General features: G+C 61.0%; 23 protein-coding genes. 14 read left to right on the top strand and 9 right to left on the bottom strand.

The annotated features are described in order from the left end of the window. Window positions 1-145: 145 nt before the first annotated feature. Genes gatB through gatC form a run of 3 tightly spaced genes read right to left on the bottom strand, consistent with a single transcriptional unit; the run spans window position 146 to window position 3357 of the window. The gene (gene gatB, locus BM110_RS04270; protein WP_092240726.1) at window positions 146-1591 is read right to left on the bottom strand and encodes an Asp-tRNA(Asn)/Glu-tRNA(Gln) amidotransferase subunit GatB; all 1446 of its coding nucleotides are present in this window, start codon (window positions 1589-1591) and stop codon (window positions 146-148) included. Window positions 1592-1601: 10 nt separating this feature from the next. After that, window positions 1602-3053 (bottom strand): Asp-tRNA(Asn)/Glu-tRNA(Gln) amidotransferase subunit GatA, encoded by a 1452-nt coding sequence (gene gatA, locus BM110_RS04265; RefSeq protein WP_071491136.1) that lies wholly within the window; start codon window positions 3051-3053, stop codon window positions 1602-1604. 16 nt (window positions 3054-3069) lie between these two features. Further along, window positions 3070-3357: an Asp-tRNA(Asn)/Glu-tRNA(Gln) amidotransferase subunit GatC gene (gene gatC / locus BM110_RS04260; protein ID WP_071491137.1), complete on the bottom strand. Its 288-nt coding sequence runs from the start codon at window positions 3355-3357 to the stop codon at window positions 3070-3072. A 210-nt stretch (window positions 3358-3567) separates the two neighbouring features. Here gatC and mreB point away from each other — a divergent pair, with 210 nt between their 5' ends. The 8 genes from mreB to tldD all read left to right on the top strand — a co-directional run bounded on the left by mreB (window position 3568) and on the right by tldD (window position 14758). Then, a complete protein-coding gene (gene mreB, locus BM110_RS04255) occupies window positions 3568-4605 on the top strand; it encodes a rod shape-determining protein MreB (RefSeq protein ID WP_002555108.1) in 1038 nt (345 codons plus the stop codon). A 140-nt stretch (window positions 4606-4745) separates the two neighbouring features. Then, the gene (gene mreC / locus BM110_RS04250; protein ID WP_083351538.1) at window positions 4746-5846 is read left to right on the top strand and encodes a rod shape-determining protein MreC; all 1101 of its coding nucleotides are present in this window, start codon (window positions 4746-4748) and stop codon (window positions 5844-5846) included. Further along, entirely contained in the window at window positions 5846-6334 is a 489-nt protein-coding gene (mreD, locus tag BM110_RS04245) for a rod shape-determining protein MreD (RefSeq protein ID WP_071491139.1), read from the top strand. Before mreC ends, mreD begins: the two co-directional genes overlap by 1 nt. 51 nt (window positions 6335-6385) lie before the next feature. Continuing rightward, on the top strand, window positions 6386-6982 hold the full coding sequence (locus BM110_RS04240; RefSeq protein WP_071491140.1) for a Maf family protein: 597 nt from the start codon (window positions 6386-6388) through the stop codon (window positions 6980-6982). Window positions 6983-7052: 70 nt separating this feature from the next. Further along, window positions 7053-8510: a ribonuclease G gene (gene rng, locus BM110_RS04235; protein WP_071491141.1), complete on the top strand. Its 1458-nt coding sequence runs from the start codon at window positions 7053-7055 to the stop codon at window positions 8508-8510. 76 nt (window positions 8511-8586) lie between these two features. Next, window positions 8587-12402 (top strand): YhdP family protein, encoded by a 3816-nt coding sequence (locus tag BM110_RS04230; RefSeq protein ID WP_093512486.1) that lies wholly within the window; start codon window positions 8587-8589, stop codon window positions 12400-12402. A 48-nt stretch (window positions 12403-12450) separates the two neighbouring features. Further along, window positions 12451-13299: a carbon-nitrogen hydrolase family protein gene (locus BM110_RS04225; protein WP_071491143.1), complete on the top strand. Its 849-nt coding sequence runs from the start codon at window positions 12451-12453 to the stop codon at window positions 13297-13299. Between the two features lie 16 nt (window positions 13300-13315). After that, window positions 13316-14758, top strand: coding sequence for a metalloprotease TldD (tldD, locus tag BM110_RS04220; RefSeq protein WP_092240731.1), 1443 nt, complete (start codon window positions 13316-13318; stop codon window positions 14756-14758). Window positions 14759-14803: 45 nt separating this feature from the next. Here tldD and yjgA read toward each other — a convergent pair whose 3' ends face one another. Then, entirely contained in the window at window positions 14804-15325 is a 522-nt protein-coding gene (gene yjgA, locus BM110_RS04215; protein ID WP_058423000.1) for a ribosome biogenesis factor YjgA, read from the bottom strand. Window positions 15326-15433: 108 nt separating this feature from the next. Here yjgA and pmbA point away from each other — a divergent pair, with 108 nt between their 5' ends. The 6 genes from pmbA to BM110_RS04185 all read left to right on the top strand — a co-directional run bounded on the left by pmbA (window position 15434) and on the right by BM110_RS04185 (window position 20690). Beyond that, complete coding sequence (pmbA, locus tag BM110_RS04210; protein WP_093512484.1) at window positions 15434-16780, top strand: metalloprotease PmbA; 1347 nt, start codon at window positions 15434-15436, stop codon at window positions 16778-16780. 151 nt (window positions 16781-16931) lie between these two features. Then, window positions 16932-17327: a FagA protein gene (locus BM110_RS04205; RefSeq protein ID WP_093512482.1), complete on the top strand. Its 396-nt coding sequence runs from the start codon at window positions 16932-16934 to the stop codon at window positions 17325-17327. Continuing rightward, on the top strand, window positions 17320-18696 hold the full coding sequence (locus BM110_RS04200; protein ID WP_093512480.1) for a class II fumarate hydratase: 1377 nt from the start codon (window positions 17320-17322) through the stop codon (window positions 18694-18696). The genes BM110_RS04205 and BM110_RS04200 overlap by 8 nt, the downstream gene beginning before the upstream one ends. Window positions 18697-18723: 27 nt before the next feature. Further along, entirely contained in the window at window positions 18724-19152 is a 429-nt protein-coding gene (locus BM110_RS04195) for a hypothetical protein (RefSeq protein WP_092240737.1), read from the top strand. A gap of 1 nt (window position 19153) precedes the next feature. After that, window positions 19154-19765 (top strand): superoxide dismutase, encoded by a 612-nt coding sequence (locus tag BM110_RS04190; RefSeq protein WP_093512477.1) that lies wholly within the window; start codon window positions 19154-19156, stop codon window positions 19763-19765. Between the two features lie 31 nt (window positions 19766-19796). Then, window positions 19797-20690: a ZIP family metal transporter gene (locus BM110_RS04185; RefSeq protein ID WP_071491150.1), complete on the top strand. Its 894-nt coding sequence runs from the start codon at window positions 19797-19799 to the stop codon at window positions 20688-20690. A 44-nt stretch (window positions 20691-20734) separates the two neighbouring features. On the opposite strand, the gene BM110_RS04180 is transcribed toward BM110_RS04185, so the two are convergent. From BM110_RS04180 to BM110_RS04160, 5 genes are all read right to left on the bottom strand, one after another. Beyond that, window positions 20735-21007 (bottom strand): HPr family phosphocarrier protein, encoded by a 273-nt coding sequence (locus BM110_RS04180; RefSeq protein ID WP_058422993.1) that lies wholly within the window; start codon window positions 21005-21007, stop codon window positions 20735-20737. Window positions 21008-21023: 16 nt separating this feature from the next. After that, a complete protein-coding gene (gene rapZ, locus BM110_RS04175) occupies window positions 21024-21881 on the bottom strand; it encodes an RNase adapter RapZ (RefSeq protein WP_058422992.1) in 858 nt (285 codons plus the stop codon). A 2-nt stretch (window positions 21882-21883) separates the two neighbouring features. Continuing rightward, the gene (gene ptsN / locus BM110_RS04170; protein ID WP_038851044.1) at window positions 21884-22348 is read right to left on the bottom strand and encodes a PTS IIA-like nitrogen regulatory protein PtsN; all 465 of its coding nucleotides are present in this window, start codon (window positions 22346-22348) and stop codon (window positions 21884-21886) included. Window positions 22349-22358: 10 nt separating this feature from the next. Beyond that, entirely contained in the window at window positions 22359-22664 is a 306-nt protein-coding gene (gene hpf, locus BM110_RS04165) for a ribosome hibernation-promoting factor, HPF/YfiA family (protein WP_003171804.1), read from the bottom strand. A 75-nt stretch (window positions 22665-22739) separates the two neighbouring features. Continuing rightward, window positions 22740-24233: an RNA polymerase factor sigma-54 gene (locus BM110_RS04160; RefSeq protein ID WP_016974289.1), complete on the bottom strand. Its 1494-nt coding sequence runs from the start codon at window positions 24231-24233 to the stop codon at window positions 22740-22742. Window positions 24234-24321 lie beyond the last annotated feature (88 nt).

Below are 24321 nucleotides of genomic sequence, written 5' to 3'. Positions count from 1 at the left end.
CCCTATTGAATGTGGGAGGGGGCTTGCCCAGATAGCGGCGCGTCAGTCAATAGAATTGCTGGCTGATACACCCTCATCGGGGGCAAGCCCCCTCCCACAGTAGGCCGAGTTGAGCATGAGGTCTCACTCGGTCTCTTCACCGCTGTCAGCCTTCGAGTTTGCTTTTCAGCAATTCGTTCACCTGTTGCGGGTTGGCCTTGCCTTTGGAGGCTTTCATCGCCTGGCCCACAAAGAAGCCGAACATCTTGCCGCGCTTGGCTTCGTCTGCCGCACGGTATTGTTCGACCTGCTCGGCGTTGGCCGCGAGCATTTCATCCAGCACGGCCGAGATCGCGCCGCTGTCGGTGACTTGCTTGAGGCCGCGCTTCTCGATGATCTCGTCGGCGCTGCCTTCGCCGCCGGCCATGGCTTCGAACACGGTCTTGGCGATTTTGCCGGAGATGGTGTTGTCCTTGATGCGCAGCAGCATGCCGCCCAGTTGCTCGGCGCTGACCGGGGCCTCGTCGATTTCCAGGCCCTGCTTGTTCAACAGGCTGCCCAGCTCAACCATCACCCAGTTGGCCGCCAGCTTGGCGTCACCGGCAATGCTCACGACTTTTTCGAAGTAGTTGGCTTGCTCGCGGCTGGACGCCAGGACGCTCGCATCGTAGACCGACAGGCCGAACTGTTCCTGGAAGCGCTCGCGTTTCTGCTGCGGCAGTTCCGGCAGGGTGGCGCGGATCTCGTTGAGGAACGAGTCCTCCAGCACCACCGGCAACAGGTCCGGATCGGGGAAGTAACGGTAGTCGTTGGCTTCCTCTTTGCTGCGCATGGCGCGGGTTTCGTCTTTGTTCGGGTCGTACAGGCGGGTTTGCTGGATGACCTTGCCGCCGTCTTCGATCAGCTCGATCTGGCGACGCACTTCGCTGTTGATCGCTTTCTCGATGAAGCGGAACGAGTTGACGTTCTTGATCTCGCAGCGAGTGCCAAACTCAACCTGGCCCTTTGGACGGATCGACACGTTGCAGTCGCAACGCAGCGAGCCTTCGGCCATGTTGCCGTCGCAGATGCCCAGGTAGCGCACCAACGCGTGGATGGTCTTGACGTAGGCCACGGCTTCCTTGGCGCTGCGCATGTCCGGCTCGGACACGATCTCCAGCAGCGGCGTGCCGGCACGGTTCAGGTCGATACCGGTCGCGCCGGGGAATTCTTCGTGCAGGCTCTTGCCGGCGTCTTCTTCCAGGTGCGCACGGGTCACGCCGACGCGCTTGATGGTGCCGTCTTCCAGCGGGATGTCCAGGTGGCCCTTGCCGACGATCGGCAATTCCATCTGGCTGATCTGGTAGCCCTTGGGCAGGTCCGGGTAGAAGTAGTTCTTGCGCGCGAACACGTTGTGCTGGCCGATTTCGGCGTCAATCGCCAGGCCGAACATCACCGCCATGCGCACCGCTTCCTGGTTCAACACCGGCAGCACGCCGGGCATGCCCAGGTCGACCAGGCTGGCCTGGGTGTTGGGCTCGGAGCCGAACGTGGTGGCGCTACCGGAGAAAATCTTCGATTGGGTGGCGAGCTGGGTATGAATCTCCAGCCCGATCACGACTTCCCATTGCATAGTGTTCTCCTCAGAAGCCGGTAGGGGTGCGAGTGTGCCAGTCAGTGTTCAACTGGTACTGGTGCGCCACATTGAGCAGGCGGCCTTCCTGGAAATACGGGGCGAGCAATTGCACACCGACCGGCAGGCCATCGACGAAACCGGCGGGCATGGACAAGCCCGGCAGGCCCGCGAGGTTGGCGGTGATGGTGTACAGGTCTTCGAGGTACGCAGCCACCGGGTCGCCGTTCTTGGCGCCGAGTTTCCAGGCCGGGTTCGGCGTGGTTGGGCCGAGGATCACGTCGACGTGTTCAAAGGCGGCCATGAAGTCGTTCTTCACCAGGCGACGGATTTTCTGCGCCTTCAGGTAGTACGCGTCGTAGTAACCGGCCGACAGGGCGTAGGCGCCGACCATGATGCGGCGCTGCACTTCGGCGCCGAAGCCTTCGCCACGGGAACGTTTGTACAGGTCGGTGAGGTCTTTCGGGTTTTCGCAGCGGTAGCCGAAGCGCACGCCGTCGAAACGCGACAGGTTGGAGGAGGCCTCTGCCGGCGCGATCACGTAGTACGCAGGAATCGCGTGCTGGTTGTTCGGCAGGCTGATCTCCTTGATCACCGCGCCGAGGCCTTCCAGCGTCTTGACGCTGTTGTGCACCAGCTCGGCGATGCGCGGGTCGAGGCCGGCGCTGAAGTATTCCTTCGGCACGCCGATGCGCAGGCCCTTGAGCGAGGTGTTCAGGCTGGCGCTGTAGTCCGGCACGGGCTCATCGATGCTGGTGGAGTCCTGTTTATCGAAACCGGCCATGCCTTGTAACAATATCGCGCAGTCTTCGGCGGTGCGAGCCAGGGGGCCGCCCTGATCGAGGCTGGACGCGTAGGCGATCATGCCCCAGCGGGAAACGCGACCGTAGGTCGGCTTCAGGCCGGTGAGGTTGGTGAACGCGGCAGGCTGGCGGATCGAACCACCGGTGTCGGTGGCCGTGGCGGCCGGCAGGAAGCGCGCGGCGACGGCTGCTGCCGAACCACCGGACGAACCGCCGGGCACGTGCTCCAGGTTCCACGGGTTTTTCACCGCGCCGTAGTAGCTCGACTCGTTGGCCGAACCCATGGCGAATTCGTCCATGTTGGTCTTGCCCAGGGTCACGGCCCCGGCGGCAGCCAGCTTGGACACCACGGTGGCGTCGTAGGGGGCTTTAAAGTTGTCGAGCATCTTCGAGCCGCAGCTGGTGCGAATGCCCTGGGTGCAGAACAGGTCTTTGTGGGCAATCGGCGCGCCCAGCAGTGGGCCGTTTTCACCGTTGGCGCGACGTGCGTCGGCGGCCTTGGCCTGGCTCAAGGCCAGCTCTTCGGTGAGGCTGATGAAGCTGTTGACCTTCGGGTCGTGCTCGGCGATACGCGCCAGCAGGGTCTTGGTCAGCTCTTCGGAAGAAAACTTTTTGTCGGCGAGACCGCGGGCGATCTCGGCCAGAGTCATGTGATGCATTGCAGGCTCTTTCCCTTTAGTCGATGACTTTCGGAACCAGGTACAGGCCGTTTTCGACCGCTGGCGCGATGGACTGGTAGGCCTCGCGATTATTACTCTCGGTCACGACGTCAGCGCGCAGGCGCTGGCTGGCTTCCAGTGGGTGAGCCAGGGGCTCGATGCCGTCGGTATTCACGGCCTGCATTTGGTCGACCAGCCCGAGAATGCTGTTCAGGGCGGCGGTGGTCTGTGGAAGATCGACTTCATTGAGGCCCAGGCAGGCCAAATGAGCGATTTTTTCCACGTCGGAGCGTTCAAGCGTCATGGGAATCTCCAGTGGAAAACAGAACGGAGGCTGTCCGTGTGTTAGATTGTCGGAACACTACCGCATTTCTACGGTCTTACGGCCGCGATTGTGGGGTTAGGTGCACAGAAAGTCGGCCAATTTAGCACATTGGCGCCTTGCCCAAAATCCCTGTCGTTGTTAGAGTTTGCCGCACTTTTTTACCCACGCGTTGCCTAGGGTCCCTTTCCCATGTTCAAGAAACTGCGTGGCATGTTTTCCAGCGATCTTTCCATTGACCTGGGCACTGCCAACACCCTTATTTACGTGCGCGAGCGCGGTATTGTCCTGAATGAGCCATCGGTTGTGGCCATTCGGACCCATGGTAATCAGAAAAGTGTCGTTGCCGTCGGCACCGAGGCCAAGCGCATGCTCGGCCGTACACCAGGCAATATTGCTGCCATTCGTCCGATGAAAGACGGCGTGATCGCCGACTTCAGTGTCTGCGAGAAGATGCTGCAGTACTTCATCAACAAGGTTCACGAAAACAGTTTCCTGCAGCCCAGCCCTCGTGTGCTGATCTGTGTTCCATGCAAGTCCACCCAGGTTGAGCGTCGTGCCATCCGTGAATCGGCCCTCGGTGCCGGTGCCCGTGAAGTGTTCCTGATCGAAGAGCCAATGGCTGCTGCGATCGGTGCCGGCCTGCCGGTTGAAGAAGCGCGCGGTTCGATGGTGGTGGATATCGGTGGTGGTACCACTGAAATCGCCCTGATTTCCCTGAACGGTGTGGTGTATGCCGAGTCCGTTCGTGTAGGCGGCGACCGCTTCGACGAAGCGATCATCACTTATGTGCGCCGTAACTACGGCAGCCTGATCGGCGAATCCACCGCAGAGCGCATCAAGCAGGAAATCGGCACCGCCTATCCAGGCGGCGAAGTACGCGAAGTCGACGTGCGCGGTCGCAACCTGGCCGAAGGCGTGCCACGTGCCTTCACCCTGAACTCCAATGAAGTGCTGGAGGCTCTGCAGGAGTCCCTGGCGACCATCGTTCAGGCCGTGAAGAGTGCCCTGGAGCAATCGCCGCCGGAACTGGCTTCCGACATCGCCGAGCGTGGCCTGGTGCTGACCGGTGGTGGCGCCTTGCTGCGTGACCTCGACAAGTTGCTGGCCCAGGAAACCGGCCTGCCGGTGATCGTCGCCGAAGACCCGCTGACCTGTGTTGCTCGCGGTGGTGGTCGTGCACTGGAAATGATGGATAAACACACCATGGACCTGCTTTCCAGCGAATAAGCCTTTGCTGATGAGCCCATGTTTCGCCCGCAGGCAGCACTTTGCAGTGCTGCCTGTTGGCGTTTATCTTCTTCAATCTGCATCCAGGCCGGTTAGATGCCGTATGAATAAAGAGAACATTTGCCTGGGAGGAGCGGCTTATTAAACCGCTTTTCGCCAAAGGCCCCTCATTGGGCGTGCGCCTGTTGGTGCTGGTCGTGCTTTCGGTCGCGCTGATGGTGGTCGATGCCCGCTTTGCACTGCTCAAACCCGTGCGCAGCCAGATGTCGCTGGTGTTGATGCAGACCTACTGGATCACCGACCTGCCGCAACGTCTGTTCCAGGGCGTGGCCAGCCAGTTCGGCAGCCGCACCGAGCTCGTCGCCGAGAACGAAAAACTCAAGACCGAAAACCTGCTGTTGCAGGGGCGCATGCAGAAGCTGGCGGCCCTCACCGAGCAGAACGTTCGGCTGCGCGAGTTGCTCAATTCTTCCGCACTGGTCAATGAAAAGGTCGAAGTGGCCGAGTTGATCGGCATGGACCCCAACCCCTTCACCCATCGCATCATCATCAACAAGGGTGAGCGCGACGGTGTGGTCCTCGGCCAGCCGGTGCTCGACGCCCGTGGCCTGATGGGCCAAGTGGTCGAGCTGATGCCTTACACCTCGCGGGTGTTGTTGCTGACGGACACTACCCACAGCATCCCGGTGCAGGTAAACCGCAACGGCCTGCGCGCGATTGCCAGCGGTACCGGCAACCCCGAGCGCCTGGAGTTGCGTCATGTGGCCGACACTGCCGACATCAAGGAAGGCGACCTGCTGGTCAGTTCCGGCCTCGGTCAGCGTTTCCCGGCCGGCTACCCGGTGGCGACGGTCAAGGAAGTGATCCACGATTCCGGCCAGCCATTTGCCATTGTGCGTGCCGTGCCGACTGCAGCCCTGAACCGCAGCCGCTACCTGCTGCTGGTATTCAGCGACAACCGCACCCCGGAAGAGCGCGCCAACGACGCCGCCCAGGCCCAGGAAGCAGAAGATAAGCGAAACGGCATCGCGCCGATCGTTCCTGCGACGGTGCCCAAGCCTGCATTCGTGGGGCCGCCCGCACCCGCCGCTGCCCCGGCCGCGCCTGTGGCCACGCCGGTCAAGCCGGCCGCCCACAACGCTCGCCCGGCCAAACCGGCGGCGACCAAGCCACCGGCCGCCACGCCTGCAGCCAAGCCTCCAGCGGCCGCTGCGACCACCACGCGGCAGAGGGAAGAATAATGGCCGGTACTCATTCGCGTAACGGTTGGATCGTCTGGCTGACCTTTGCCATCGGCCTGTTGCTCAGCGTTTCGCCGCTGCCACAGTTCATGGAAATCCTGCGCCCGCTCTGGCTGGCGTTGCTGCTGGCGTTCTGGGCGCTGAACCTGCCGCACAAAGTCGGCATGGTCACGGCAATGTTCCTGGGCTTGGCGGAAGATGTGCTCTATGGCACCTTGCTGGGCCAGAACGCGTTGATCCTGACGTTGATCACTTTCCTGGTGCTGTCGTTGCAGCAGCGTTTGCGCATGTTCCCGATGTGGCAACAGTGCCTGGTGATCCTGGTGATCTTCGGCCTGGCACAACTGGTTCAGCTGTGGCTCAGTGCCTTGACCGGTAACCGCCAGCCCACCCTTGCGTTGGTGCTGCCGGCCCTGGTCAGTGCGTTGCTGTGGCCATGGGTCAGCTTCGGTCTGCGTGGGTTGCGTCGTCGCTACAAAATCAATTGAATGGATTGCGAGGCTCTGCCTGGTTATCGAGCCCTACAGGGAGAGTCTGCAATGAATTCGCTTTACCTGGCCTCGGGCTCTCCGAGGCGGCGTGAACTGTTGACCCAGATCGGTGTGCCCTTCACCGTGGTCAGCGCCGCTATTGATGAAACCCCTCTTACAAATGAATCCGCCGTTTCCTACGTCGAGCGCCTGGCGCGCGGTAAGGCTGCGGCGGGTTTTGCTGTGCTCTCAAATACGTCTGGCGCCTGTGTGCTGGGGGCTGATACGGCTGTGATCGTTGATGGTCAGATCCTCGGTAAGCCCGTTGACCAGGCCGACGCCTTGGCGATGTTGATGGCGTTGTCGGGGCGTGAGCACGAGGTGCTCACCGCCATTGCCCTCACCGACGGCCAGCGCTGCGAGTGTATTTGTGTAAGCAGTCGTGTACGTTTTCGCGACATTTCTGTCGAGGAGGCTACAACCTACTGGCACAGTGGCGAACCCCAGGACAAGGCGGGCGGCTATGCTATCCAAGGCCTGGGCTCGGTGTTTGCAGCCGGGCTCAATGGCAGTTATTCGGCGGTCGTCGGCCTGCCAGTGTGCGAAACCGCACAACTGCTCCATCAATTCGGCATACCCTGTTGGCAAAATCTTACCGCGCGCTGATCGCCGTTCTCCAGCGCCCAGCCTTTAGCGATCGGTCACTATTGTGAAAACGCCTGAACGAGACCCAGCCATGAGTGAAGAGATTCTGATCAATATCACGCCGATGGAATCGCGCGTGGCGGTGGTAGAGAACGGTGTTCTGCAAGAAGTCCATGTTGAGCGCACCCAGAAGCGCGGGATCGTCGGCAATATCTACAAAGGCAAGGTGGTGCGTGTACTGCCGGGGATGCAAGCGGCATTCGTCGATATCGGCCTGGACCGTGCGGCATTTATCCATGCCTCGGAAATTTCCCTGCGCGAAGGCCCGGCCGTGGAAAGCATCAGTGCGCTGGTGCACGAAGGGCAGAGCCTGGTGGTGCAAGTCACCAAGGACCCCATCGGTTCCAAGGGCGCGCGGCTGACCACGCAGTTGTCGATCCCGTCGCGTTACCTGGTGTACATGCCGCGTACGGCGCATGTCGGCATTTCCTTGAAGATCGAAGATGAAGCCGAGCGTGAGCGCCTGAAGAAGGTGGTCAGCGATTGCGTAGCCGCCGAAGGCATCAAGGAGGCGGGCGGCTTTATTCTGCGCACCGCTGCCGAGGGCGCCGGCGCCGATGAAATCCTCATGGACATCCGCTACCTGCGGCGTCTGTGGGACCAGATCGACGCCCAGATCAAGACCATCGGTGCGCCCAGCGTCATTTATGAAGACCTGGGCCTGGCCCTGCGCACACTGCGCGACCTGGTCAGCCCGAAGATTGAGAAAATTCGCATCGACTCGCGGGAAACCTTCCAGCGCACCACGCAATTCGTCGCCGAACTGATGCCGGAAATTGCCGACCGCCTGGAACACTACCCCGGCGAGCGACCGATCTTCGACCTGTATGGCGTCGAAGACGAAATCCAGAAAGCCCTGGAACGCAAGGTGCCGCTCAAGTCTGGCGGCTACCTGGTGGTGGACCCGGCGGAAGCCATGACCACCATCGACGTCAACACCGGTGCGTTCGTGGGCCATCGCAACCTCGAAGAAACCATCTTCAAGACCAACCTCGAAGCGGCTACCGCGATTGCTCGCCAACTGCGTCTGCGCAACCTGGGTGGCATCATCATCATCGACTTCATCGACATGGAAGACGAAGAGCACCAGCGCCAGGTGCTGCGGACCCTCGAGAAACAGCTGGAGCGTGATCACGCCAAGACCAACATTATCGGCATTACCGAGTTGGGCCTGGTGCAGATGACCCGCAAACGCACCCGAGAAAGCCTCGAGCAAGTGCTGTGCGAGCCGTGCAGCAGTTGCCAGGGGCGCGGTAAGTTGAAGACCCCGGAAACGGTTTGCTACGAGATTTTTCGCGAGATCCTGCGTGAAGCGCGTGCCTACCAGGCCGAAGGTTATAGAGTGCTTGCCAACCAGAAAGTGGTCGACCGGTTGCTGGACGAAGAGTCCGGCAACGTTGCCGAGCTGGAGGGATTTATCGGGCGCACGATACGCTTCCAGGTTGAAACCATGTATTCCCAGGAACAATACGACGTGGTGCTGCTCTGATCCCCATTCGCTTTCCTTTTATGAGACAGGCAGGCCTTGATCTGCCGTCCGACTACTGCCTTGAGGGTCGCCTGACATGGAGCGTCTGATACGCTTTTTTGCCGCTTTGACCCGTTGGGGGCTGGGCCTCTGCGCCTTTTCGCTGGTATTGGCGGCGGTGTACGTGAGCCTGGGGCGTGAATTGACGCCGCTGGTGGCCGAGTACCGTGCCGAAGTCGAAGCCAAGGCCCAGGCAGCCGTGGACATGCCTTTGCATATCGGCAGCCTCGAAGGCCGCTGGAGCGGCTTCGCGCCGGTATTGCTGGCCCATGATGTGATGCTGGGCGAGGGCAGCAGTGCCTTGCGCCTGGACCAGGTCGAAGTGGTGCCCGATGTCTGGGCCAGCCTGATGGCGCGCGAAGTGCGGATTGCCCACCTGCAAGTCAGTGGCCTGCAACTCAGCGTCAAGGAAGACAAGGACGGCAAGTGGGCCTTGCAAGGCCTGCCGGTTCAGGACGATCAGCCGCTGGACCCTGAGCAGTTGCTCACGAACATGCAGAAGGTCAAGCGCGTGTCACTGCTCGACAGCCAGGTGACACTGCAACCGTTCGACCAGGCGCCGGTGACCCTGACGTATGTCGGTCTGAACCTGCACACCGGCGTTACCCGCCAACGCCTGGATGCACGCCTGACCCTGCCCGATGGCCAGCCCCTCGCCATGAGCCTGCGCACCCGCATCCGCGCCAGCCAGTGGAAGGACGGCGAAGTCCAGGCTTATCTGAGCCTGCCCCAGAGTGACTGGGCCAGGTGGATCCCGGCGAAGCTGACTCAACAGTGGAAGCTCACGCAGTTCAAGGCGGGCGGCGAATTCTGGCTGACCTGGGCCAATGGTGCCGTGCAGAGTGCGGTAGTGCGCCTCAACTCGCCACAGGTGAAGGGCCAATACGCCGAGCGCAAGCCGGTGCACATCGAAAACCTCGCGCTTACGGCCTACCTGCAACGCAGTGACACCGGTCTCAGCGTGCTGTTCGACTCGCTGGCGATGAGCCTGGGCGAGACTCGCTGGGAATCCCGCCTGCAATTGCGGCAGACCCTGGCCACCGACAAGGACCTGGAAGTCTGGAAGCTCCAGGCCGACCGCCTGGACCTGACGCCTATCACACCATTGCTCAATGCGCTGGCGCCGCTGCCGGAAGGTTTTGCCAAGACGGTCGAGCACCTCAAGGCCACTGGCCTGCTGCGTAATGTGCTGGTGGACTTCCGTCCCCAGGACACGACCGATAAGAAGGTCAGCTTCGCCGCCAACCTCGAACGCATCGGCTTCGATGCCTACTTCGGCGCACCGGCTGCGCGTAACGTATCCGGCAGCATCAGCGGCGACCTGGGCCAGGGCGAGTTGCGCATGGACAGCAAGGACTTTTCCCTGCACCTCGACCCGATCTTCGCCAAGCCCTGGCAGTACCTCCAGGCCAATGCACGCCTGACGTGGAAGCTGGACAAAGAAGGCTTCACCCTGATCGCCCCGTACATCAAGGTGCTGGGCGAGGAGGGCAAGATCGCCGCCGACTTCCTGATCCGCCTGCATTTCGACCACAACCAGGAAGACTACATGGACCTGCGGGTCGGTATGGTCGATGGCGACGGGCGCTTCACCCCCAAATACCTGCCGGCGGTGTTGAGCCCCGCCCTGGATGAATGGCTGCGTACCGCGATTCTCAAGGGCGCGGTGGATCAAGGCTTCTTCCAGTATCAGGGGTCGTTGAACCACGATGCGCTGCCGGCTTCACGCAATATCAGCCTGTTCTTCAAGGTGCATGATGCCGAGCTGGCGTTCCAGCCGGGCTGGCCTCACGTGAGCAAGGTCAACGGCGAAGTGTTTGTCGAGGAGAGCGGTGTGCGCATCCTGGCCAGCAAGGGCCAGTTGCTCGATACCAAGGTCAAGGACATCTACGTCAATATTCCCCATGCACCTGCGGGCAAGGACAGTCATCTGCTGCTTACGGGCGGTTTTGCCGGTGGCTTGGGCGATGGCCTGAAAATCCTTCAGGAAGCGCCGATCGGTACTGCATCGACCTTTTCTGGCTGGAAGGGCGAGGGCGACCTGCAAGGCGGCCTTGACCTGGATATTCCGTTGGCCAAGGGCGCCGAACCGAAAATCGTGGTGGACTTCAAGACCGACAAGGCGCGCCTGCAATTGGCCGAGCCGCCCCTGGACCTGACCCAGCTCAAGGGCGAGTTCCGTTTCGACAGCGCCAAGGGCCTGAGTGGCCAGAACATCACCGCCCAGGCGTTTGATCGGCCGATCACCGCGCAGATCGTTGCCGACGGCAAGCCGGGCAATATCAGCACCCGTGTGAATGCCAAGGGTCAGGTTACGGTCAAGCGGCTGACCGACTGGTTGAAAATCAGCCAGCCGTTACCGGTATCCGGCGATATTCCGTACCAGTTGCAGGTGACCCTGGATGGCGCCGACAGCCAACTGATGGTCAGCTCCAACCTCAAGGGCGTGGCTGTGGACCTGCCGGCGCCGTTCGGCATGCCGGCCAGCCAGGGGCGTGACAGTGTGTTCCGCATGACCTTGCAGGGCGCCGAGCGCCGCTATTGGTTCGATTATGGCGAGCTGGCCAACTTTACCTTTGCTGCACCGCCGGACAAATTCAATGACGGGCGCGGCGAGCTGTTCCTCGGTGATGGCGATGCTGTGCTGCCGGGCGCCAAGGGCTTGCGCATTCGTGGGGTGCTGTCGGAGCTGGATATCGACCCGTGGAAGAAACTGGTGGATCGTTATGCGGGCAATGACCCGGGCGGCAGTGCCAAGCAATTGCTCAGCGGCGCTGACTTCAAGATCGGCAAGCTGACCGGTTTCGGCACGCAGTTCGATCGAGTCAATTTGCAACTGGACCGCAAGCCTGCAGCGTGGGGCGTGCAGCTCGACAGCCAGCAGGCCAAGGGCTCGGTCAACCTGCCGGACGCCAAGGGCGCACCGATTGCGATCAACCTGCAGTATGTGAAGCTGCCGGCGGTAGACCCTTCGGTGCAGGCGGATGAAAACGCGCCGGACCCCTTGGCGAACATCGACCCCAAGGATATTCCGGCGCTGGATATCGCCATTGATCAATTGTTCCAGGGCCCGGACCTGATCGGCGCCTGGTCGCTGAAAATCCGCCCGACCGCCAAGGGCCTGGCCTTCAACAACCTGGACCTGGGTCTCAAGGGTATGCAGCTCAAGGGGGCGGGTGGCTGGGAGGGCGCGGCGGGAGACAGCAGCAGCTGGTACAAGGGGCGCCTGGACGGCAAGAATATTGGCGATGTACTCAAGGGGTGGGGGTATGCGCCGACCGTCACCAGCCAGGATTTCCATCTGGATGTGGACGGACGTTGGCCTGGTTCTCCGGCCTATGTAGGGCCCAAGCGTTTCTCCGGCAGCCTGGATGCGGCGTTCCGCAACGGCCAGTTCGTCGAAGTGGAAGGCGGAGCCCAGGCCCTGCGGGTATTCGGCCTGCTGAACTTCAACTCCATCGGGCGGCGGTTGCGCCTGGATTTCTCGGACCTGCTCGGCAAGGGTTTGAGCTATGACCGGGTCAAAGGCCTGCTGGCCGCCAGCAATGGCGTGTTCGTGACCCGCGAACCGATCACCATGACGGGGCCGTCGAGCAACCTCGAGCTCAACGGTACACTGGACCTGGTGGCTGACCGCGTCGATGCCAAGCTGCTGGTAACGCTGCCGGTGACCAACAACCTGCCGATCGCGGCGTTGATCGTGGGTGCGCCGGCCATTGGTGGTGCGTTGTTCCTGATCGACAAGCTGATCGGCGACCGTGTTTCACGCTTCGCCAGTGTCCAGTACAAGGTCGAAGGCCCGTGGAAGGACCCGAAAATCACCTTCGACAAGCCATTTGAAAAGCCAAACTGAGAGGCTGTGGAGTAGCATGGCCCCATGCCCTTTATGGAGTGTCGGCCCATGTCCTTTGCGGTAATTCAAATGGTCAGCCAGAGCGACGTGCTGGCCAACCTGGCCCAGGCCCGTCGCTTGCTGGAAGACGCGGCGGCTGGTGGTGCGAAGCTGGCGGTACTGCCGGAAAACTTCGCCGCCATGGGCCGTCGTGACGTGGCCGATATCGGCCGCGCCGAGGCGCTGGGCGAAGGCCCGATCCTGCCATGGTTGAAACAGACTGCTCGCGACCTCACCTTATGGATAGTGGCCGGTACTTTGCCATTGCCGCCCAAGGACCAACCGCACGCCAAGTCCAACGCCTGCTCGCTGCTGATCGATGATCAGGGCGAAATCGTTGCCCGTTACGACAAGCTGCACCTGTTCGATGTGGACGTTGCCGACGCTCGCGGTCGTTATCGCGAATCGGACGACTATGCTTTCGGGAGCAATGTGGTGGTGGCGGATACGCCGGTCGGCCGATTGGGCCTGACCGTGTGCTACGACCTGCGCTTCCCCGAGCTGTACAGCGAATTGCGCGCGGCGGGGGCTGAATTGATCACAGCGCCGTCGGCGTTTACCGCGGTGACCGGCGCCGCGCACTGGGATGTGCTGATTCGTGCACGGGCCATCGAGACCCAGTGCTATCTGCTGGCGGCCGCCCAGGGGGGTGTGCATCCGGGGCCGCGGGAAACCTATGGTCATGCGGCGATTGTCGACCCCTGGGGGCGCGTGCTGACACAACAGGATCAAGGCGAAGCGGTGTTGCTGGCCGAACGCGATAGCAGTGAACAGGCGTCGATAAGGGCGCGCATGCCGGTGGTCAGCCATCGGCGCTTTTTCTCGCAGGGCGCACAGCGACCTGCTTCGGAACGATGAATTTAAGGCCATACCTATGAGCGAGTTGTTGTCCTCAGTCAGTGAACACCTCCTGGCACCCGGTGGCGTGACCATCGAAAGCTTGCAAACCGTGCTGGGCGATCTTGCCGGGCCGGGCATCGACGCGGCCGACCTGTATTTCCAGGGGCAGATTTCCGAGTCCTGGGCGTTGGAAGACGGCATCGTCAAGGAAGGCAGTTTCAACCTTGACCAGGGTGTGGGCGTGCGGGCGCAGTCCGGTGAGAAAACCGGTTTTGCCTACAGCAATGCGATCACCCTGGAGGCTTTGGGCCTGGCCGCACGTGCCGCACGCTCGATCTCCCGTGCCGGGCAAAACGGCACGGTGCAGGCGTTCAGCACCCAGGATGTGACCCAGTTGTACGGGCCGGAAAACCCGTTGGAAGTGATGACCCGTGCCGAGAAAGTCGACTTGCTCAAGCGTGTCGATGCCGCGACCCGTGCATTGGACCCGCGTATCCAGCAGGTCACCGTGAGCATGGCCGGCGTGTGGGAGCGCATCCTGGTGGCGTCCACCGATGGCGGCCTGGCGGCGGATGTGCGGCCGCTGGTGCGCTTCAACGTGAGTGTGATCGTCGAGCAGAACGGCCGCCGCGAGCGCGGCGGCCATGGCGGCGGCGGGCGTACCGACTATCGTTATTTCCTCACCGACGACCGTGCCATGGGCTATGCCCGTGAAGCGCTGCGCCAGGCGCTGGTCAACCTGGAAGCCATCCCGGCACCGGCAGGTACATTGCCGGTGGTACTGGGCTCGGGTTGGTCCGGCGTGTTGCTGCACGAAGCAGTCGGCCACGGCCTGGAAGGTGACTTCAACCGCAAGGGCAGTTCGGCCTACAGCGGGCGCATGGGCGAGATGGTTGCGTCCAGGCTCTGCACCATCGTGGATGACGGCACCCTGGCCGGGCGCCGTGGCTCGCTGAGCGTCGACGACGAAGGCACGCCGACCGAGTGCACCACCCTGATCGAAAACGGTGTGCTCAAGGGCTACATGCAAGACAAGCTCAACGCCCGCCTGATGGGCGTGGCGCGTACCGGTAATGGTCGTCGTGAATCCTATGCGCACCTGCCGATGCCGCGCATGACCAACACCTACATGCTGGGTGGCGAAAGCGATCCGGCTGAAATCATCGCCTCGGTGAAGCGCGGCATCTACTGCGCCAACCTCGGGGGTGGTCAGGTGGATATCACCAGCGGCAAGTTCGTGTTCTCCACCAGCGAGGCTTACCTGATCGAAGACGGCAAGATCACCGCGCCGGTCAAAGGCGCAACCTTGATCGGTAACGGTCCGGAAGCCATGAGCAAGGTGTCGATGGTCGGTAACGACCTGTCGCTGGACAGCGGCGTGGGCACATGCGGGAAAGATGGGCAGTCGGTACCGGTCGGTGTCGGCCAGCCAACGCTGAAGATTGATGCGATCACCGTGGGTGGCACGGGGTCTTAAGCGGTGGAGCTTCGGGTGGCGAAGGCCGCCACCCGGGGAAGGGCATCAACGCAGGCCGCGTTGAGTCTCGTCCAGCTCACGGATGTACTTGAAGATTTTACGGCTGGTGGCCGGCGCCTTGTTATGCGCCAGCTCGTGCTGGGCCTGACGGATCAGGGAGCGCAGTTGCTGGCGGTCCGCGTCCGGGTAGTCCAGCACGAATTTCTCCAGCACCGCGTCATCGCCCGAGATCAGGCGGTCACGCCAACGTTCCAGGTTATGGAAGCGTTCGTTGTACTGGCGAGTGGAGGCATCGGTTTGATCGAGCAAAGTCAGAATGGCGTCGATGTCCTGGTCGCGCATCAGCTTGCCGATAAACATGATGTGCCGTTTGCGCGCGATATTCGCGGTGTGCTTGGGCGCATCGGCCAGGGCCCGGCGCATTTCGTCGGTCAGTGGCAGTTTTGCAATCAAATCTTTTTTGAGCGTTGTAAGGCGCTCGCCGAGGTCAACCAGCGCATGCAGCTCGCGTTTAACCTGGGTTTTGCTTTTCTCCCCATCGAGGGAGTCGTCGTAAGAATCAACCATGGTGGCAGTCCGCAAAGAAACGCCGCCATGATAACCAGTCGGGGGCCGCTTGTCCGGCCCGGTCGCTCGATGGCCTTAACCGAAAGCAGAATTTGAGTGGAGAAAACCATGAGTGCAGCCCAAAGCGTCGGTCCGCAAGCGTTACCGGCACTGCAGGAACAAGTCGAGCAGATCCTTGCCGAGGCCAAGCGCCAGGGGGCCAGTGCCTGTGAGGTGTCGGTGTCGCTGGAGCAGGGGCTGTCGACGTCGGTGCGCCAGCGGGAAGTGGAAACTGTCGAGTTCAATCGTGACCAGGGCTTTGGCATCACTTTGTATGTGGGGCAGCGCAAAGGTTCGGCCAGTACCTCGGCCAGTGGCTCGGAAGCGATTCGCGAGACAGTCGCCGCTGCGCTGGCGATTGCCAAGCACACGTCCGAGGATGAAAGCTCGGGCCTGGCCGACAAGGCGCTGATGGCCAAGGAGCTGAAGGACTTCGATCTGTTCCATGCCTGGGATATCACGCCGGAGCAGGCCATCGAGCAGGCGCTGACCTGCGAAGCCGCCGCGTTCGACGCCGATGCCCGCATCAAGAACGCTGATGGCACCACGTTGAGTACTCATCAGGGCTGCCGCGTATATGGCAACAGCCATGGTTTCATCGGTGGTTATGCGTCCACTCGCCATAGCCTGAGCTGCGTGATGATCGCCGAGGCCAACGGCCAGATGCAGCGCGATTACTGGTATGACGTGAACCGCCAGGGCGATTTGCTGGCCGACCCGGTCAGCATTGGCCAGCGCGCTGCACAGCGTGCGGCGAGCCGCCTGGGCGCGCGCCCGGTGCCAACCTGCGAGGTGCCGGTGTTGTTTTCGGCGGAGTTGGCCGGCGGCTTGTTCGGCAGTTTCCTGGGGGCGATTTCCGGCGGCAACCTGTACCGCAAGTCGTCGTTCCTTGAAGGTGCGATCGGCCAGAAGCTGTTCCCCGAATGGCTGACCATCGATGAGCGTCCGCACCTGATGCGCGCCATGGGCAGTTCGGCGTTCGACGGTGATGGTCTGGCCACGTATGCCAAGCCGTTTGTCGAGAACGGGGAATTGGTGTCCTACGTATTGGGTACTTACGCCGGTCGTAAATTGGGCCTGCCAAGCACAGCAAACTCCGGTGGCGTGCACAACTTGTTCGTTACTCATGGTGATGAAGACCAGGCGGCGTTGCTGCGGCGCATGGGGCGTGGCCTGCTGGTGACCGAGTTGATGGGCCATGGCCTGAATATGGTTACGGGCGACTACTCCCGTGGTGCAGCGGGTTTCTGGGTGGAAAACGGCGAGATTCAGTTTGCCGTTCAAGAGGTGACGATTGCCGGCAACATGCGCGATATGTTCAAGCAGATCGTCGCTGTCGGAAACGACTTGGAGTTGCGTAGCAATATCCGTACGGGTTCGGTGTTGATCGAGCGGATGACCGTCGCTGGCAGCTGATCCTTCAGACGCGCTTCAACAAGAAGGCGCGCCATCTTTATAGATGGCGCGCCTTTTTTGTGGCTGCGTGTCAGGAGGATTATCCTGTTACTCTTGTTTTGATTCTCAATATCATTTAATAATAAATATCATTACCGAGTGAGCGTGGATCATGAGTTCTGTCCTGCATGAGGATCCTTACCTGGAGAGCTGGCGCTGGATGAGTCGCCAGATTCGTTGCGGCCTAGACCCCAACGAGCCGCGCCTGATCGAACACTACCTCAATGAGGGTCGATACCTGGCGTGCTGCACCGCGACCCATCCGTGGACGATCGCTGAAACCTCATTCCGCCTGTTGCTCGACACTGCCAGCGATATCGCACTGCCGTGGCATTGGCGTTCCCTGTGCCTGGACCAGGCCTGGCGCCCGCTGCGCGACCTGGAAAAACTCTCCCACTGTGCCTGCAGCCTCAAGCGCTGGCAGACCTTTGCCTGGCAATTGGCGACCTGCGAATTGCTGCCTTCCATTTCTGTTTCTGACCTGGTGCAAGGATCTAACGATGAGTAACACCCGTATCGAACGCGACAGCATGGGCGAACTGCAGGTGCCTGCCGAAGCCTTGTATGGCGCACAAACCCAGCGCGCGGTGAACAACTTCCCAATCAGTCATCAACGTATGCCCGCGCAATTCATTCGCGCTCTGATCCTGGCAAAGGCAGCTGCTGCCAAGGTTAACGTTGACCTCAAGCAGATCAGCGAAGGGCAGGGCAAGGCCATCGTCGATGCCGCCCAAGGCTTACTGGAAGGCGACTTCATGCAGCACTTCCCGGTGGACATCTTCCAGACCGGCTCCGGCACCAGCTCCAACATGAACGCCAACGAAGTGATTGCAACCCTTGCCAGCCGCTTGCTGGGTGAGCCGGTCAACCCAAATGACCACGTGAACTGCGGCCAAAGCAGCAACGACATCATTCCGACCACGATCCACGTCAGCGCCGCGCTGGTGCTGCATGAGCAAACACTGCCCGCACTGTTGCATCTGGTGCAGGTGATCGAGCAGAAGGCGCAAGAGGTTCACCCGTTCATCAAGACTGGCCGCACTCACTTGATGGACGCCATGCCGGTGCGCATGAGCCAGGTGCTCAACGGTTGGGCGCAGCAGCTCAAGGCCAATATCGGGCATTTGCAGGACCTTCTGCCGAGTTTGCAAGCGTTGGCTCAGGGCGGTACTGCGGTCGGCACCGGAATCAACGCACACCCGGAATTCGCGGTGCGTTTCAGTCAGCAATTGAGCAGCCTGACCGGTGTGAAATTCACCCCGGGCAAGAACCTTTTCGCCCTGATTGGCTCCCAGGACACCGCCGTCGCTGTGTCCGGGCAGTTGAAAGCCACCGCCGTGTCGCTGATGAAAATCGCCAACGACCTGCGCTGGATGAACTCCGGCCCACTCGCAGGCCTGGGGGAAATCGAGCTGGAAGGCCTGCAGCCTGGTTCGTCGATCATGCCCGGCAAGGTCAACCCGGTGATCCCTGAAGCCACCGCGATGGTGGCCGCACAAGTCATCGGCAACGACACGGTCATCACGGTCGCCGGCCAGTCGGGCAACTTCGAACTGAACGTGATGCTGCCGATCATCGCCAATAACCTGCTCAGCAGCCTCGAGTTGCTGGCCAACTCCAGTCGTTTGCTGGCAGACAAGGCCATTGCCAGCTTCAAGGTCAATGAGGCCAAGCTCAAGGAAGCGCTGTCGCGCAACCCGATCCTGGTCACCGCACTCAACCCGATCATCGGTTACCAAAAGGCCGCTGAAATCGCCAAGAAGGCCTATCAGCAGGGCCGTCCGGTGATTGATGTCGCCCTTGAGCACACCGACTTGCCGCGCAGCCAACTGGAAATCCTGCTGGATCCGGAAAAGCTCACGGCCGGCGGCGTGTAATCACCGACTCTGCTTTGGAGGCTCACCATGGAGCACTGGAAACGCACGATCGAACGGGCCAATCGCTGCTTTATGGCGGGTGAATTGGTTGACGCTCGCGAGGCTTACTTGCAAGCCCTGGCCCTGGCCCAAGTGCTGTTCGAGCGCTGGGCAGATGCCGACGAAGCAGTGGCGGCTTGCGTCATTTCCCATCACAACCTGGCCGACCTGCACCTGCGGCTGAACCAGCCGGAAGAAAGCGCGGAATACCTTTGCGCTATCCACCAGCGTCTGTTGCAGACCATGCAGGACCCGCGCCTGAGCCCGCAGTTGCGGGAAGCGGCGCTGCGCCAGAGCAGCAAAACCTATGTCGAACTGTTGAATTTCATCAGCGATCACGGCGAATACCCTCGCACCCATCGCTTGCTGGGCGGTACTGCGGCGCAGCCCGCCACGCCCCACTACGGAGCACATTGAAATGACTTACACCTTGCCTGCCTTGCCTTACGCGTATGACGCCCTGGAACCGCATATCGATGCGCAAACCATGGAGATTCACTACACCAAGCACCACCAGACTTACATCAATAACCTCAACGCAGCGGTCGAAGGCACCGAGTTTGCGGGCTGGCCGGTCGAGAAACTGGTGTCCAGCGTGCAGCAACTGCCGGAAAAACTGCGCGCAGCGGTGATCAATCAAGGCGGCGGCCATGCCAACCACTCGTTGTTCTGGGCGGTGATGTCGCCCAAAGGCGGTGGCAAGCCCGAAGGTGCGTTGGGCAAAGCCCTCGACGAACAGTTGGGTGGTTTTGAGGGTTTCAAGGAAGCCTTCACCAAAGCCGCGTTGACGCGCTTCGGAAGCGGTTGGGCCTGGCTGAGCGTCACCCCGCAAAAGACTCTGGTGGTGGAGAGCAGTGGTAATCAAGACAGTCCATTGATGAACGGCAATACACCGATCCTCGGTCTGGACGTCTGGGAGCATGCCTACTACCTGCTGTACCAGAACCGCCGCCCCGAATACATCAATGCCTTCTACAGTGTTATCAACTGGCCAGAAGTTGCCGCCCGCTATCAGGCCGCTTTGGCCTGAAAACCACCCTCGACAAGATCTAAGGCCGACTATGGGGACTGACACACTGGCGATCAGCAGCGGACGAATGTTTCGTTATGCGTTTGGCTCGCTGCTGCTATTGGCAGGTACTGCATTGCTGGTGGCCCACGGGCTGGCCTGGCTGAACCTGGAACCGCGTATCCTGCGCGCCCTGCAAGGCGGCTCCATTTGCGCCCTGGGGACGGCGCTGGGCGCGGTCCCGGTACTGGTGATCCGACGCATGCCGGTGGCGCTGAGCGATACGCTGCTGGGTTTTGGTGCGGGGGTGATGCTGGCGGCGACGGCGTTTTCGCTGATCGTCCCGGGCATTGCCGCGGCTGAAAGCCTGGGGCTCTCGCCGTGGGGTGCCAGTGGTTTGATCAGCTTTGGCATCATGCTGGGGGCATTCGGGTTGTACTTGGTTGACCGTAAGGTCTCCGGGGCGAGTCCGGAAATGCTGGTGGGCACGCCGGACAAGCCGGTAATTCCACCGCGTATCTGGTTATTCGTGTTTGCCATCATCGCCCACAACATCCCCGAAGGCATGGCGGTAGGCGTTTCCGCCGGTGGTGGCATGCCGGATGCCGACAGCCTGGCCATGGGGATCGCGTTGCAGGACGTGCCCGAAGGACTGGTGATTGCGTTGGTGTTGGCCGGGGCGGGAATGTCGCGGGTCAAGGCGTTCCTGATCGGCGCTGCATCAGGTCTGGTGGAGCCCGTATTCGCTGTGCTCTGCGCCTGGCTGGTCAGCCTGGCCGAAGTGTTGTTGCCTTTGGGGTTGGCCCTGGCTGCTGGCGCGATGCTGTTGGTGGTGACCCACGAAGTCATCCCCGAATCGCGACGCAATGGTCACGAAAAACTCGCCAGCCTGGGCCTGTGCATCGGTTTTTGCTTGATGATGGTGATGGACACCGCTTTGGGGTAGGTAAAGTCTACTGTAGGAGCGAGCAAGCTCGCTTCTACAGAGGGTTATTCACCTTCGTCGAAGTAATTGTTGATCAGCGCCACCAGCGCGGCCATTGCTTCGTCTTCCTGCTCGCCTTCCGTCTTCAAGTGAATCCGGGTGCCCTTGCCGGCCGCAAGCATCATCATGGCCATGATGCTCTTGCCGTCGACCATGGATTCCGGTGTACGCCCGGCGCGGATCTGGCAGGGGAACTGCCCTGCTACGCCCACGAACTTGGCCGAGGCGCGGGCGTGCAAGCCCAGCTTGTTGATGATTTCAATTTCCAGAGCGGGCATCGCGGGGGTGTTCCTTTCAGCTAAGGTCGCGGTGGCGGACCTGGACGTTCTTTAGGGTTTGTTGCAGCACCTGGCCCAAGCGCTCGGTCAGGTAGACGGAGCGGTGATGGCCGCCAGTGCAGCCGATGGCAATGGTGACATAGGCGCGGTTGCTTGCAGCAAAGCGTGGCAGCCATTTGAGCAAGTAGGTGGAAATATCCTGGAACATCTCCTCCACATCCGGTTGTGCCGCCAGGTAGTCGGCCACGGGCTGATCCAGCCCGGACTGGTCACGCAGCTCCGGTTTCCAGTACGGGTTAGGCAGGCAGCGCACATCGAACACCAGGTCGGCGTCGACCGGCATGCCGCGCTTGAACCCGAACGACTCCACGAGGAATGCCGTGCCCGGCTCCGGCTGGTTCAGCAGGCGCAGCTTGATGGCATCGCGCAACTGGTACAGGTTGAGGCTGGTGGTGTTTATCTTGAGGTCGGCGAGGTCAATGATCGGTCCCAGCAGCTTGGTTTCGTCTTCGATGGCTTCGGCCAGAGAGCGATGGGGACTGCTGAGGGGGTGGCGCCGGCGGGTCTCGGAGAAGCGTTTGAGCAGGGTCTCTTCGTCGGCGTCCAGGTACAGCACGTCGCAATGAATGTGCTTGCCCCGCACTTCCTCGAGCAATTGCGGGAATCGCTCGAGGTGGCTGGGCAGGTTACGGGCATCAATCGAAACGGCGACCAGCGGTTGGGCCAGTTCGGTATGGATCAAGGCGCGTTCCGCCAACTCTGGCAGCAGGCCGGCGGGCAGGTTGTCGATGCAATAGAACCCGTTGTCCTCAAGAACGTTGAGGGCGGTGCTTTTACCCGAGCCGGAGCGGCCGCTGACGATGATCAAGCGCATGGTTACTGCCCGCTCTGTTCATCCAGGACAACCTGGTACAACGCCTCATTGCTGCTGGCGCTACGCAGTTTGTCGCGTACTTCCTTGCGGTCGAGCATGCTGGCGATCTGCCGGAGCAGTTCCAGGTGCGCATCGGTAGCGGCTTGCGGGACCAGCAGGACGAACAGCAGGTCTACCGGCGCACCGTCGATGGCGTCGAAATCGATGGGGGCTTCCAGGTGCAGCAGGGCACTGACAGGTGTTTCGCAGCCTTTGAGGCGACAGTGAGGAATGGCGATGCCGTTGCCAAAACCCGTGGAACCGAGTTTTTCACGGGCAATCAGCGCATCGAAGACATCCTGCATCTCCAGATCCGGCACTTCGCGCGCGATCAGGTTGGCAATTTGTTCGAGGGCTTTCTTTTTACTGCCGCCCGGCACGTTCACGAGGGAACGGCCGGGGGTCAGGATGGTTTCAAGTCGGATCATGGGGGGAGAGTTAACGACCTGTACCTTGCATCAGGTGCAGATTCTTTTCCTTATGCTTTATGAGTTGGCGGTCCAGCTTGTCGTAGAGCGAGTCGATCGCCGCGTACATGTCTTCATGTTCCGCATTGGCGACGAGCTTGGCATTCGGTACGTGCAGGGTGGCCTCGATTTTCTGCTTGAGCTTATCGACCTCCATGATGACCTGCACGTTGGTAATCTTGTCAAAATGCCCTGCAAGCTTGTTCAACTTGCTTTCGGTGTACTCACGCAGGGGCTTGGTCACTTCCAGTTGGTGTCCACTGATGTTGACTTGCATACAGCTTCTCCTTCGTTGCCAGTGCATAAAGCGGCAGGCAAAGGCGCCTGCCACTGGAACGCTGTGGCCCGCCCGTCACATCAAACGCTTACGCTCGCTGGAAGGCGCGATCCCGAGGGACTCGCGGTACTTGGCGACGGTTCGACGGGCGACCTGAATGCCTTGTGCCTCCAGTAAACCAGCGATCTTACTGTCACTCAATGGCTTTTTCTGATTTTCCGCGGCAACCAGTTTTTTGATGATCGCGCGGATCGCCGTGGACGAGCATTCACCGCCTTCGGAGGTGCTGACGTGGCTGGAGAAAAAGTATTTCAGTTCATAAATACCCCGTGGGGTATGCATGAATTTCTGCGTGGTCACGCGTGAAATGGTCGACTCATGCATGCCCACCGCTTCGGCGATGTCATGCAGTACCAGCGGCTTCATCGCCTCGTCGCCGTATTCCAGGAAGCCGCGCTGGTGCTCGACGATCTGGGTGGCGACTTTCATCAGGGTTTCGTTGCGGCTTTGCAGGCTCTTGATGAACCAGCGGGCTTCCTGCAACTGGTTGCGCATGAAGGTGTTATCGGCGCTGGTGTCGGCGCGGCGGACGAAACCGGCATATTGCGGGTTGACCCTCAGGCGTGGCACCGACTCCTGGTTCAGTTCCACCAGCCATCGCTCGTTGTCCTTGCGCACGATCACGTCGGGAACCACGTACTCGGCTTCGCTGGACTCGATTTGCGAGCCAGGGCGCGGGTTGAGGCTCTGTACCAGCTCGATGACCTGGCGCAGGTCGTCTTCCTTGAGCTTCATGCGGCGCATCAACTGGCTGTAGTCGCGGCTGCCCAGCAGGTCGATGTAGTCGGTGACCAGGCGCTGGGCCTCGGCGAGCCATGGGGTCTTGGCCGGCAGCTGGCGCAATTGCAGCAGCAGGCATTCGCTGAGGGTGCGCGCGCCGATACCGGCAGGCTCGAACTGCTGGATGCGGTGCAGGACGGCTTCGATCTCGTCCAGTTCGATATCCAGTTCGGGGTCGAAGGCTTCAAGAATTTCTTCGAGCGTCTCGTCTAGATAACCCTGATTGTTGATGCAGTCGATCAGGGTTACGGCGATCAGGCGATCGGTGTCCGACATCGGTGCCAGGTTCAGTTGCCATAGCAGATGGCTCTGCAGGCTCTCGCCGGCAGAGGTGCGGGTGGTGAAATCCCACTCGTCATCGTCGTTGCTGGGCAGGCTGCTGGCGCTGGTCTGGTAGACATCTTCCCAGGCGGTGTCGACCGGAAGCTCGTTGGGAATGCGTTCGTTCCATTCGCCTTCCTCAAGGTTGTCCACCGTGGGGGCGGTTTCCTGGTAGGAGGGTTCCTGCACGTCGGAATTGGGTTTTTGCTCGATGTTATCGGCCAGCGGGTCTGCATTATCGAAGTCGTCGCCTTCTTCCTGGCGTTCGAGCATCGGATTGGACTCCAGGGCCTCCTGGATTTCCTGTTGCAGGTCCAGGGTCGACAATTGGAGCAGGCGGATGGCCTGTTGCAGCTGCGGTGTCATCGTCAGCTGCTGGCCCATTCTCAGGACTAGCGATGGTTTCATGGCAGGGGCTTAACACCTTATTCGCCGGCGCAATGCGCCATCCACGACAGGGCGCGTGAGCGCCAAACATAAGCAAATTATATGCCTG

The organism is Pseudomonas sp. NFPP28 (genome assembly GCF_900115535.1).
GTDB classification, from domain to species: Bacteria; Pseudomonadota; Gammaproteobacteria; order Pseudomonadales; family Pseudomonadaceae; genus Aquipseudomonas; species Aquipseudomonas extremorientalis.
Note: the sequence above shows the minus strand (reverse complement) of the source record. Positions and strands in the feature narration are given on the sequence as shown.